Source organism: Sphingobium sp. Z007 (assembly GCF_900013425.1).
Classification (GTDB): Bacteria; Pseudomonadota; Alphaproteobacteria; order Sphingomonadales; family Sphingomonadaceae; genus Sphingobium.
Window position 1 is genome coordinate 1,277,388 of the sequence record NZ_FBXK01000005.1, and the last position, 11,974, is coordinate 1,289,361.

Sequence of the window (11,974 nt, forward strand, 5' to 3'; positions counted from 1 at the left end):
TCAGGCTCAGCCCTTCATCCGGTTGACATCGTCGACGGCAATGGTGCCGCGACCACGGAAGTAAATGACGAGGATGGCAAGCCCGATGGCCGCCTCGCCCGCCGCGACGGTGAGCACGAACATCGAGAAGACCTGGCCGACCAGATCGCCCAGAAAGGCGCTGAAGGCGACGAGGTTGATGTTCACGCTCAGCAGGATCAGCTCGATCGCCATCAGGATGATGATGACATTCTTGCGGTTGATGAAGATGCCCAGCACCCCCATCACGAAGAGGATGGCGCTGACCACCATATAATGTTGAAGGCCGATCACAGCTCCACCCCCTGCCCGACGGGCTGATTGATATTGCGGACCGCATCCTGCGGACGGCGACGGTTCTGCTTGGCGATATTCTGCCCCTTGGTGCCGCCGCGGGTGCGGTGCGTCAGGACGATCGCCCCGATCATCGCGACCAGCAGGACGATGCCCGCCGCTTCGAACAGGAAGATGTAGCGCGTGTAAAGCAGCGTACCTACCGCCTTGATGTTCGAAACATCAGGCGCGGTGGGCGCTGCGCGCTGCGCCAATTCGATCGGGCCTACGCTCCACAGACCGATGCCCAGCACGATTTCCGCCATCAGCACCAGCGCGATCAGCAGGCCGAACGGCAGATAGCTGACGAAACCGGCGCGCAATTCGGCAAAGTCGATGTCCAGCATCATGACGACGAACAGGAACAGCACCGCAACCGCGCCGACATAGACGATGACAAGCAACATCGCGATGAATTCGGCGCCCAGCAAGATCATCAGGCCCGCCGCGTTGAAGAAGGCGAGGATCAGCCACAGGACCGAATGAACTGGGTTGCGCGACAAGATGGTGAGCGCGCCGCTGCTCACCACCAAAATGGCGAACAGGTAGAAGGCGAGGACGTGAATCACAGGTGCAATATTCCCTTTGACGCGCGCGGCTTAACGATAGGGGGCATCGGCGGCAAGGTTCGCGGCAATCGCGCGTTCCCACTTGTCACCATTTTCAAGGAGCTTGGCCTTGTCATAGATCAGCTCCTCGCGGGTTTCGGTCGCAAACTCGAAATTCGGGCCTTCGACGACCGCGTCCACCGGGCAGGCTTCCTGGCAGAAGCCGCAATAGATGCACTTGGTCATGTCGATGTCGTAGCGCGTCGTGCGGCGGCTGCCATCCTCGCGCGGTTGCGCCTCGATGGTGATCGCCTGCGCCGGACACACCGCTTCGCACAGCTTGCACGCGATGCAGCGCTCTTCCCCATTGGGATAACGACGCAGCGCATGTTCACCCCGGAACCGCGGACTGATCGGGTTCTTCTCATAGGGATAGTTGATCGTCGCCTTTGCCTTGAAAAAATATTTCAAGGTCAGCCAGTGCGCCTTCACGAACTCCCAGAGGGTGAACGACTTGATATAATAAGCGAGGCTCATTGTGCGCCTCCATAGCGCGTCAGCATGAGGAAGCCCGATACCAGGAAGACGAAGAAGAGCGAGGTCGGCAGGAAGATTTTCCAGCCCAGCCGCATCAGCTGGTCATAGCGGTAGCGAGGCACCGTCGCCTTCACCCAGGAGAAGACGAAGAAGAAGAACAGTATCTTGGCGAACAGCCAGAGGATGCCCGGCACATAATAGAGCGGCGCCCAATCCACCGGGGGCAGATAGCCGCCCCAGAACAGGATGGCGTTCAATGCACACATCAGAATGACGTTGGCATATTCGCCCAGCCAGTAGAGCGCGAAGGCCATGGACGAATATTCGGTCTGGTATCCCGCAACCAGCTCGCTTTCCGCTTCGGTCAGGTCGAAGGGCGCGCGCGCCGTTTCGGCCATCGCGGAAATCAGGAACATGATCGCCATCGGGAACAGCAGTGGGTTAAAGCCATTGCCATTCAGGAACCCATAATAGCCCTTCTGGCTCTCCACGATCGCGGTCAGGTTGAAGCTGCCGGCCCACAAGACGACGCAGATCAGGATGAAGCCGATCGAGACTTCATAGCTGATCATCTGCGCGCTTGCGCGGATCGCGGAATAGAAGGGATATTTGGAGTTGGACGCCCAACCCGCCAGCACCACGCCATAAACGCCCAGCGACGAAATGGCCAGAATGTAGAGCAAGCCAACATTGATGTCCGCAAGCACCACGCCAACCTGGAATGGCACCACCGCCCAGGCCATCAGCGCTACGGTAAAGGTGATGATCGGCGCAATCAGGAACAAGGCCTTGTTCGACGCCGACGGGATGATGGTTTCCTGCAGAAAGACCTTCAGGCCATCCGCGAAAGACTGGAGCAGGCCGAAGGGACCAACGACATTGGGACCGCGGCGCAGCGCCATCGCCGCCCATATCTTGCGATCGGCATAGATAATCATCGCAACCGCCAGCATGACTGGCAATGCGATCACCAGGATGCCGATTATGGTCGATAGGAACCAGGCGCCTTCGAAGCCCATGCCCAGATTTTGGAAGAAAGCGGTCACTCTGCGGCCTCCGCGTAGCTCTCACCATGTACCAGTTCGGCCGAGCATTGCTGCATCGTCGGGCTGGCGCGGCAGATGGCGTTGGTCAGGTAGAAATCCTTGATCGGCGAAGCCAGTTCGCCGGTCGCGCCGGTTGGCAATGATGGGATGGACCAGCCATAATCGGCCAGACCCTCGACACCCAGCGCGGGGACCGCCCTGACCATTTCGGCGCGCAGTTGCTCGAAGCTGTCGAATGGCAGCTTGGCCCCCAGTGCTTCGGACAGCGCGCGCAGGATCGACCAGTCTTCGCGAGCGTCACCCGGCGCGAACACGGCCTTTTCGCCGCGCTGCACCCGGCCTTCCAGATTGACGTAGGTGCCGGCCTTTTCGGCATAGCTGGCGCCCGGCAGGATCACGTCCGCCGCATGCGCGCCCTTGTCGCCATGATGGCCGACATAGACCTTGAAGCTGTCGGGGAAGGCCGAATAGTCAACCTCGTCAGCACCCAGCGAAAGCAGCAGCTTGGGCTTGGCGGCCGCGACGGCCTTGATGCCCCCCTGCGTCGCATAGCCGAGCATCAGGCCGCCCATGCGAGCCGCCGCAAAGTGAAGGACGTTATAGCCGTTCCAGCCCTCTTTCACGAGGCCCAACGTATCGACCAGCGCCAACGTATCGCCATGCGCGCCGTCCTTGGCCAGCACGCCGCCACCTACGATCATCGCCGGACGGACGGCCTTGCCGAACGCCTCGATTACTGCGTCAGGCAGCTTGCCCAGCAGCGACGCCTCGTTGCCCAGCCATTCGACCTTGTAGGTCAGGTCGAACTCCGGCCCGACCACGAAGACCTTTGCGCCCTTCTTGATCGCCTTGCGCAGCCGCGTGTTCACCAGCGGCGCTTCCCAGCGCAAATTGGTGCCAACCAGCAGGATGACGTCAGCGGTTTCCAGATCAGCGAGCGGCGTATTGAAAACCACCGACGACAGGCTCGACACGTCATAGGCAAGGCCGGTCTGACGCCCTTCCAGCATCGTCCCGCCCAGCTTCTCGACCAGCGCCTTGCCAGCAAACATCGTCTCGCAGTCGAGCAGATCACCGGCGATCGCCGCGACGCTGCCACCATGCTGCACCGCTGCAACGGCGGCAAAGGCTTCCGCCCAGGTCGCAGGCACTAGTTTGCCGTGCTTGCGGACATAAGGCTTGTCGAGACGCTTGCGGACCAGACCATCGACATTGTGCCGGGTCTTGTCCGACGCCCATTCCTCGTTCACGTCGTCATTGATGCGCGGCACGGCGCGCAGCACCTGACGGCCCCGGCTGTCGAGGCGGATGTTGGTGCCGACCGCATCCATCACATCGATAGCGTGGGTCTTCTTCAATTCCCACGGCCGCGCTTCGAACGCATAAGGCTTGCTCGTCAGCGCGCCGACCGGGCAGAGATCGACCACATTGCCCGACAATTCGCTCTTGGCGGCATGTTCGAGATAGGTGGTGATCTGCATATTTTCGCCGCGACCGATTGCGCCGATCTCCGGCACGCCCGCGACTTCCTCGGCAAAGCGCACGCAGCGGGTGCACTGAATACAGCGGGTCATGACCGTCTTGACGATCGGACCCATATATTTCTCGGTCACGGCGCGCTTATTCTCATCATAGCGCGACACGCCGCGGCCATAGGCGACCGACTGGTCCTGCAAATCGCATTCGCCGCCCTGATCGCAAATCGGGCAATCGAGCGGATGGTTGATGAGGAGAAACTCCATCACCCCTTCGCGCGCCTTCTTGACCATTTCGCTGTCGGTGCGGATGTCCTGACCTTCGGCTGCTGGGAGCGCACACGACGCCTGCGGCTTGGGCGGTCCGGGCTTCACCTCTACCAGGCACATGCGACAATTGCCCGCGATGGACAGCCGTTCATGATAGCAGAAGCGCGGAATTTCCTTCCCCGCCAACTCGCACGCCTGGAGGACAGTCGCGCCCGCCGGGACTTCGAGTTCTACGCCGTCAACTTTGACCTTCGGCATGATTACTCCGCTGCCTCCATGAAGGGGGCGCTACCCTTGTGTTCGTTGATCCGGCGCTCGATTTCCGGGCGGAAATGCTTGATCAGCCCCTGGATCGGCCAGGCCGCCGCGTCGCCGAGCGCGCAGATGGTGTGGCCTTCGACCTGCTTGGTGACCTGATGCAACATGTCGATTTCCGACAGGTCGGCATCGCCGGTACGCAGCCGTTCCATCACGCGCCACATCCAGCCTGTGCCTTCACGGCACGGCGTACACTGGCCGCAGGACTCATGCTTGTAGAAGTAGGAAAGACGCGAAATGGCGCGGACGATGTCGGTGGACTTGTCCATGACAATCACGGCGGCGGTGCCAAGGCCCGAACCGACGGCTTTCAGGCCGTCAAAGTCCATCGGCGCTTCCATGATTTCCCTGGCAGGCACCAGCGGCACCGAGGAGCCGCCGGGAATGACCGCCAGCAGATTGTCCCAGCCGCCGCGAATGCCGCCGCAATGGCGGTCGATCAATTCGCGGAACGGGATCGACATCGATTCCTCGACCACGCAGGGCTTATTCACATGGCCACTGATCTGGAACAGCTTGGTGCCGCGATTGCCCTCGCGCCCGAAGCGGTTGAACCAGGCTGCGCCGCGCCGCAAGATCGTCGGCGACACCGCGATGCTCTCGACATTGTTGACCGTGGTGGGGCAGCCATAGAGGCCCGCGCCCGCCGGGAAAGGCGGCTTAAGCCGGGGCTGGCCCTTCTTCCCTTCCAGGCTTTCGATCTGCGCGGTTTCCTCGCCGCAGATATAGGCGCCTGCGCCGCGATGGACGAAGACGTCGAAATCATAGCCGGAGCCGCAGGCATTCTTGCCGATAAAGCCCCGTTCATAGGCCTGCTCGACCGCGGCGAAGAGAACCTTCGCCTCATAGATGAACTCGCCGCGGATATAGATATAGGCGGCACGCGCGCGCATCGCGAAACCCGCGATCAGCGCACCCTCGATCAGCTTGTGCGGATCGTGGCGGATGATCTCGCGGTCCTTGCAGCTGCCCGGCTCGGATTCGTCGGCATTGATGACCAGGAAGCTTGGACGGCCGTCCTTGCTTTCCTTGGGCATGAAGCTCCACTTCATGCCGGTCGGGAAGCCCGCGCCGCCACGACCGCGCAGGTTCGACGCCTTGACGATGTCGATGATCGCGTCCTGGCCGATTTCCATCAGCTTCTTGGTATTGTCCCAATCGCCGCGCTTCATAGCCGCGTCGATGCCCCAATCCTGGAAGCCATGGACGTTGGTGAAGATACGGTCCTTGTCGGACAGCGGCCCTACGAACGCAGGGGGCGCGGGAGGTGCGGTGTCGTCGGCCATTACCGGCCCTTTCCGATCAGTTTTTCAGCCACGAAATAAGCTACCAACGCCAGCGCCAGGCCGATGACCAGGCCCAGCACCGCGCCGATGATCTTGAGCGCGATCACGAACACGATGATGCCCAGGATGATGGCGATCAACGCGCTCATGCTGCGGCCCCCGATACACCACATCCGTTCGTGTCGAGCGAAGTCGAGAAACGCCCACGCAGCGCTAGCCGCTTCTCGACTACGCTCGAAGCGAACAGGGATTGGGGAAACGCCAAACGGGTCATGCCCATTCACCCCGATAGTCGTGATTTTCGGTAACCATCTCCTTGAGCGTCGTCGGGCCACCCTCCGGCGCGCTAGTCTGGCGGTCGATCTGCGGGCCGATTTTGGGCTGGCCGCCTGTGGCCAACGTTTCCAGGATCGCGCTCATGCTGTCGTAGGTCAGGTCTTCGTAATTATCGTCGTTGATCTGGACCATCGGCGCGTTGGCGCAGGCGCCCAGGCATTCGACTTCGGTCAGCGTGAACAGGCCATCGGGGGTCGTGCCGCCCTTGACCAGACCCTTATTCTTGCAGGCCGAGAAGACATCGTCCGATCCGCGCAACATGCAGGGCGTCGTGCCGCACACCTGCACATGATAACGGCCCACCGGTGCCAGATTATACATGGTGTAGAAGGTCGCGACCTCATAGACGCGCATGTACGGCATATCGAGCTGACGCCCGATATATTCCATTACCGGCACAGGGAGCCAGCCCTGGGTCTGCGTCTCAGCCCCAACCTGCCGCTGGGCGAGATCGAGCAGCGGCATCACCGCCGACTGCTGTCGACCGGCGGGATAGCGCGCGATGACCTTCTTGGCCTGATCGGCATTTTCGGCGGTCCACTCGAACGCGCCCCAGCGCGCACGGGTTTCGGTTTCTTCGGGGATATGGGGTGCGTCAGCCATTTTTCTTAGCCATTGATCGAACGAAAGACTTAAACATCACGAAAAGCAATGCGCCCACCGCAGCTACATACCAAAGGGCAGTCGCAACGGCCCACACATTCCAGAGCATACCCCGTTCAAAGCCGAGCACGTCTGACAACATTAACGGAACTGCGGGAGCCATGGCCACCAACAACACTTTCGCCTCGTTCCGATTAGACCGGCGAAGGCCATCAAATCGCTTTGCAGCAGTCTCACCTTGCCCCAAATCAGCCAAAGCGCGATGCTCCCGTTGAGCTATCCGATGTAGCCAAAGCTTCACCGGTCACACTCCCCGAACACGATGTCCATCGCGCCCAGGACCGCGGTGGTATCGGCGAGCATGTGGCCCTTCATCATGAAGTCCATGGCTTGCAGATGCGAAAAAGCGGTCGGGCGGATCTTGCAGCGATAGGGTCTGTTGGACCCGTCGCTGACCAGATAGACGCCAAACTCGCCCTTCGGGCTTTCGGTCGCGACATACACCTCACCGGCCGGAACATGGAAGCCCTCGGTATAAAGTTTGAAGTGATGGATCAACGCTTCCATCGACCGCTTCATTTCGCCGCGCTTGGGCGGCACGACCTTGCGGTCGAAGCTGGCGATCGGGCCTTCGGGCATTTCGTTCAGGCACTGTTTCATGATGCGCGCGGACTGGCGCACTTCCTCGACGCGGACCATGAATCGGTCGTAGCAGTCATATTGCGTGCCGACGGGCACGTCGAACTCCATCCGGTCGTAAACGTCATAGGGCTGCGACTTGCGGATATCCCAGGGGATGCCGGAGCCACGGATCATGGGGCCGGAAAAGCCCCACTTCAGCGCGTCTTCCTTCGACACGATGGCGATGTCGACATTGCGCTGCTTGAAGATGCGGTTGTCGGCCACCAGGCTGATCGCGTCTTCGAACAGGCGCGGCAGGCGACCGTCGAGCCAATCGGCGATGTCCGTCAGCAGCTTCAAGGGCACATCCTGATGCACGCCGCCGGGCCGGAAATAGGCGCTGTGCATCCGCGCGCCCGAAGCGCGCTCGAAGAAGTTGAGGCAATCCTCGCGGATTTCGAACAGCCACAGGTTCGGCGTCATCGCGCCGACGTCCATGACATGCGAACCCAGATTGAGCATGTGATTGCAGATGCGCGTCAGTTCCGCGAAGAACACGCGCAGATATTGCGCGCGCAGCGGCACTTCCAGGTTCAGCAGCTTTTCGATGGCCAGCACATAGCTATGCTCCATGCCGAGCGGCGAACAATAGTCCAGCCGGTCGAAATAGGGCAGCGCCTGCATATAGGTCTTATATTCGATCAGCTTTTCGGTGCCGCGATGCAGCAGGCCGACATGCGGGTCGCAGCGCTCGACGATCTCGCCATCCAACTCCATTACCAAGCGGAGCACACCGTGCGCCGCGGGATGCTGCGGGCCGAAGTTGATCGTGTAATTCTGGATTTCCGTGTCGCCATAGGTAGGGTCGGCGGCGTCGGTATGATGATCCAGCTTTTCCAGATAATCGGACATTATGCCTTGTCCTCCGGCTTGGCGGCACCTTGACCCTCATCGGTCGCAGACACGGGCTTTGCTGGCGCGTCGGCCGACTTTGCCTCGGCCGCCTTGTTGGCACCTTCGCCAGCGCCAGTGTCAGCCTTCTTCTCGGTCGTCTTGGGCGTGGGCACTGCAGCAGGTGCGGCTGGCGCTACGGCCTTTTCGTCGCCGGGCAGCACATATTGAGCGCCCTCCCATGGGCTCATGAAGTCGAAGCTGCGGAAGTCCTGCGCCAGCTTCACCGGCTCATAGACGACGCGCTTATCCTCTTCGGAATAACGCAGCTCAACATAGCCGGTGAGCGGAAAGTCCTTGCGCTGCGGATGCCCCTTGAAGCCATAGTCGGTCAGGATGCGGCGCAGGTCGGTATTGCCTTCGAACACGACGCCATACATGTCGAACACTTCGCGTTCCAGCCAGCCGGCGACCGGCCAGAGATGCGTGACGGTGGGAACCGGCGTATCTTCGTCGGTGGATACCTTCACGCGGATGCGGTGATTCCGCGTAACGCTGAGCAGATGATAGGCCACCTCGAACCGCTCCGGGCGATCGGGATAATCAACGCCGGCGATTTCCATGAGCTGCTGATATTCGGCGCGGTCGCGCAACAGCGTCAGCGCCTGCGGCAGGGCGTCGCGCAGGACGATAAAGGTCAGTTCGTCGGCATGATCGATGGTTTCGATCAGCATGGACCCGAGGATGCCCTCGATCTCCTGCGCGATCCCGTCGATGGTCGCGATCCTGGGTGCGGAATGTCCCATATCAGCGCTCAATCGTCCCGATGCGGCGGATTTTCCGTTGCAACTGCATCACGCCATAGAGCAACGCTTCGGCGGTCGGCGGGCAACCCGGCACATAGATATCGACCGGCACGATGCGGTCACAGCCACGCACCACCGAATAGCTATAATGATAATAGCCGCCGCCATTCGCGCAGCTGCCCATCGAAATCACATATTTCGGATTGGACATCTGGTCGTAAACCTTGCGCAACGCCGGGGCCATCTTGTTGCACAGCGTACCCGCGACGATCATCACGTCCGACTGGCGCGGGGAGGCGCGCGGCGCGGCGCCGAAGCGCTCCATATCGTAGCGCGGCATGTTGACGTGGATCATTTCGACCGCGCAGCAGGCCAGACCGAATGTCATCCACCATAGCGATCCGGTGCGGGCCCAGGTGAACAGATCCTCAGTCGATGTGACGAGGAAACCCTTGTCATTCACTTCGCTGTTCAGCGAATTGAAGAAACCCTGGTCGGGCTGCGTGCCCTGCGGGGGCAAGGTGCCGGGCGCAGGGTTATAGAGTTCTACTCCCAATCGAGTGCTCCCTTCTTCCACGCATAGACGAGGCCGAGCACCAGCTCCGCTATGAAGATCATCATCGTCGCCCAGCCGGCCCAGCCGATCTGGTCGAGGCTTACCGCCCACGGAAACAGGAACGCCGCTTCAAGATCGAAGATGATGAAGAGGATGGCGACCAGATAGAAGCGCACGTCGAACTGGCTGCGCGGCTCTTCGAACGCGGGAAAACCGCATTCATACTCGCTGAGCTTGGCCGGTTCAGGCTTGTGCGCGCCGGTCAGCCGACCCACCAGCATCGGCAGGAAGACGAAGGTGCCGGAGAGCAGCAAGGCGACCCCAAGAAAGATCAGGATCGGCAGATATTGGGCAAGATCGACCAACGGATTCCCCTGGGCGAAAAGGTTGTTGGGGGCGCTTTAGGCCTGCTGCATATGCGAAGCAAGGGGCCAAGGCGGTGAGAATGAATCGCAAAAAGGCCAAGCGCTTGAACCGCTTGCCCCAATCGGCGTTTAGCGCAATGCGCCAGCAACGAGCTTGTGCAATTTGGAATGGATCGCGTCATTTCCGGCAATCACTTCCTTGCGCTCGATCGACTGGTCGCCACCACGGAAATCACTAGCAAAACCGCCAGCTTCGCGCACCAAAAGCAGGCCAGCCGCCACGTCCCAGGGCTGAAGCCCGCTCTCCCAATAGCCGTCATAGCGGCCCGAAGCGACATGCGCGAGGTCGAGCGAGGCGGCACCGAACCGGCGGATGCCGGCAACCGAAGGCGCGACTGCACCATAGACACGTGTCCATTGGGCCATATCGCCATGGCCCATGAAAGGGATGCCGGTCGCGATCACGCAATCGGCCAGGTCGCGCCGCGCCGAGACCCGCAGGCGCTGGTCATGCCGCCAAGCGCCCCGGTTCTTTTCCGCCCAATAGCTCTCGTCGGTGACCGGCTGGTAGATGAGGCCCGTCGTGATCTCGTGCTTGCCGCTGCCATATTGCGGCTCTTCGACCGCGATGGAGATGGCGAAATGCGGGATGCCGTGTAGGAAGTTGGTGGTGCCATCCAACGGATCGATGATCCAGCGCGGCTTGGTGGGATCGCCCTCGATCACGCCGCCTTCTTCCAGCAGGAAGCCCCAGTCGGGGCGCGCCTTCTGCAATTCCTCCACCAACGTTTTTTCCGCCTGATGATCGGCCTTGGACACGAAGTCCGCCGGTCCCTTGCGGGACACCTGCAGATGCTCGACTTCGCCGAAGTCGCGGCGCAGTTTCGAGCCCGCCTTGCGCGCGGCGCGTTCCATGACGGTGAGAAGACCGGAGTGCGATGCCATAATATGTCTCCGCCGCTCCCAGCGGGAACGGCCTGGTTGGTTATTTCTTCGGGGCGGGATTGGCGACCGGCTTGCCGACGGTGGGGCGATAACCGCAGGTGCCAGCGACAACCGCCAGCATCTGCGACGCATCCTTGCGATCAACCTTACCTGCGTTGGCGGCGATCACCTTATCCGCTTCAGCGCTGATCTCGCCGATGGAATTGGAATAGAGGCAATCGAACAGAGCGTTCTTGACCGGCTGCTCGACCTCGCTCGATTGAAGCGCGGTCATGACAATGCGCAACGTATAGGCTGCGCTGTCAAGTTGCGCCTTGGTCGGCGCGGCCTGCGCCACAGCCTGGGTGGGGACCGCAGCCGGCATGACGGCGATCGCAAGGCCCAACGCCAACCGAGCGGCCCATGTCGTGCTGGGGTCCATCGCCATCAGTCGGCCCGCTTCACATATTCGCGGGCATAAACGTCCACGACGATGCGGGTGCCGCTGACGATGTGCGGCGGCACCATGACGCGAACGCCATTGTCGAGGATCGCGGGCTTGTAGCTGGCGGACGCGGTCTGGCCCTTCACCACGGCGTCGGCTTCTACGACCGTCGCTTCGATCGTGTCGGGCAGCTGGACCGAGATCGGGCGCTCGTCATACATTTCCAGCGTAACGGCCATGCCGTCCTGCAGGAAATCGGCGGCATCGCCCAGCAATTCCGCCGGCAGGTTGATCTGCTCGTAATTCTCATTGTCCATGAAGACGAGCATGTCGCCTTCGGCATAGAGATATTGGAAATCCTTGGTATCGAGACGGATGCGCTCGACGCTTTCGGCAGAGCGGAAGCGGACATTGTTCTTGCGACCGTCGATCAGGTTCTTGAGTTCGACCTGCATATAGGCGCCGCCCTTGCCGGGCTGGGTGTGCTGGATCTTGACGGCGCGCCACAGGCCGCCTTCATATTCGATATTATTGCCGGGACGAATGTCCACGCCGCTGATCTTCGCCATGGGAAGAGCCTGCCTATATGTCTGAAG

Annotated in this window: 15 protein-coding genes; all 15 read right to left on the reverse strand. The window is 61.0% G+C overall.

Translation table 11 applies throughout. The annotated features are described in order from the left end of the window. Positions 1 to 6 precede the first annotated feature (6 nt). The 15 genes from nuoK to efp all read right to left on the reverse strand — a co-directional run bounded on the left by nuoK (position 7) and on the right by efp (position 11,947). Positions 7 to 312: an NADH-quinone oxidoreductase subunit NuoK gene (nuoK, locus tag CEQ44_RS14060; RefSeq protein ID WP_004211745.1), complete on the reverse strand. Its 306-nt coding sequence runs from the start codon at positions 310 to 312 to the stop codon at positions 7 to 9. Further along, entirely contained in the window at positions 309 to 920 is a 612-nt protein-coding gene (locus CEQ44_RS14065) for an NADH-quinone oxidoreductase subunit J (RefSeq protein ID WP_088184025.1), read from the reverse strand. The genes nuoK and CEQ44_RS14065 overlap by 4 nt, the downstream gene beginning before the upstream one ends. Positions 921 to 950: 30 nt before the next feature. Next, a complete protein-coding gene (nuoI, locus tag CEQ44_RS14070) occupies positions 951 to 1,436 on the reverse strand; it encodes an NADH-quinone oxidoreductase subunit NuoI (protein WP_088184024.1) in 486 nt (161 codons plus the stop codon). Further along, positions 1,433 to 2,482 carry an NADH-quinone oxidoreductase subunit NuoH gene (gene nuoH, locus CEQ44_RS14075; protein ID WP_088184023.1) on the reverse strand — a complete coding sequence of 350 codons (1,050 nt, stop codon included), beginning with the start codon at positions 2,480 to 2,482 and terminating at the stop codon, positions 1,433 to 1,435. The genes nuoI and nuoH overlap by 4 nt, the downstream gene beginning before the upstream one ends. Next, positions 2,479 to 4,485 carry an NADH-quinone oxidoreductase subunit NuoG gene (gene nuoG / locus CEQ44_RS14080; RefSeq protein ID WP_088184022.1) on the reverse strand — a complete coding sequence of 669 codons (2,007 nt, stop codon included), beginning with the start codon at positions 4,483 to 4,485 and terminating at the stop codon, positions 2,479 to 2,481. Before nuoG ends, nuoH begins: the two co-directional genes overlap by 4 nt. A gap of 2 nt (positions 4,486 to 4,487) precedes the next feature. Beyond that, positions 4,488 to 5,831 carry an NADH-quinone oxidoreductase subunit NuoF gene (gene nuoF / locus CEQ44_RS14085; RefSeq protein ID WP_088184021.1) on the reverse strand — a complete coding sequence of 448 codons (1,344 nt, stop codon included), beginning with the start codon at positions 5,829 to 5,831 and terminating at the stop codon, positions 4,488 to 4,490. Next, a complete protein-coding gene (locus tag CEQ44_RS24445) occupies positions 5,831 to 5,980 on the reverse strand; it encodes a hypothetical protein (RefSeq protein WP_176400308.1) in 150 nt (49 codons plus the stop codon). Before CEQ44_RS24445 ends, nuoF begins: the two co-directional genes overlap by 1 nt. A gap of 121 nt (positions 5,981 to 6,101) precedes the next feature. Beyond that, on the reverse strand, positions 6,102 to 6,770 hold the full coding sequence (locus tag CEQ44_RS14090) for an NAD(P)H-dependent oxidoreductase subunit E (RefSeq protein WP_088184020.1): 669 nt from the start codon (positions 6,768 to 6,770) through the stop codon (positions 6,102 to 6,104). Positions 6,771 to 7,067: 297 nt separating this feature from the next. After that, positions 7,068 to 8,303, reverse strand: coding sequence for an NADH-quinone oxidoreductase subunit D (locus CEQ44_RS14095; protein WP_088184019.1), 1,236 nt, complete (start codon positions 8,301 to 8,303; stop codon positions 7,068 to 7,070). Next, entirely contained in the window at positions 8,303 to 9,088 is a 786-nt protein-coding gene (locus tag CEQ44_RS14100; protein WP_088184018.1) for an NADH-quinone oxidoreductase subunit C, read from the reverse strand. Before CEQ44_RS14100 ends, CEQ44_RS14095 begins: the two co-directional genes overlap by 1 nt. A gap of 1 nt (position 9,089) precedes the next feature. Beyond that, a complete protein-coding gene (locus CEQ44_RS14105; protein WP_088184017.1) occupies positions 9,090 to 9,644 on the reverse strand; it encodes an NADH-quinone oxidoreductase subunit B family protein in 555 nt (184 codons plus the stop codon). Continuing rightward, on the reverse strand, positions 9,635 to 10,009 hold the full coding sequence (locus CEQ44_RS14110; RefSeq protein ID WP_088184016.1) for an NADH-quinone oxidoreductase subunit A: 375 nt from the start codon (positions 10,007 to 10,009) through the stop codon (positions 9,635 to 9,637). Before CEQ44_RS14110 ends, CEQ44_RS14105 begins: the two co-directional genes overlap by 10 nt. Before the next feature lie 129 nt (positions 10,010 to 10,138). After that, a complete protein-coding gene (locus tag CEQ44_RS14115) occupies positions 10,139 to 10,954 on the reverse strand; it encodes an inositol monophosphatase family protein (RefSeq protein WP_088184015.1) in 816 nt (271 codons plus the stop codon). A gap of 40 nt (positions 10,955 to 10,994) precedes the next feature. Beyond that, the gene (locus tag CEQ44_RS14120) at positions 10,995 to 11,381 is read right to left on the reverse strand and encodes a hypothetical protein (protein ID WP_088184014.1); all 387 of its coding nucleotides are present in this window, start codon (positions 11,379 to 11,381) and stop codon (positions 10,995 to 10,997) included. Beyond that, positions 11,381 to 11,947, reverse strand: a complete 567-nt coding sequence (efp, locus tag CEQ44_RS14125; RefSeq protein WP_088184013.1) for an elongation factor P — start codon at positions 11,945 to 11,947, stop codon at positions 11,381 to 11,383. Before efp ends, CEQ44_RS14120 begins: the two co-directional genes overlap by 1 nt. Between the last annotated feature and the right edge of the window lie 27 nt (positions 11,948 to 11,974).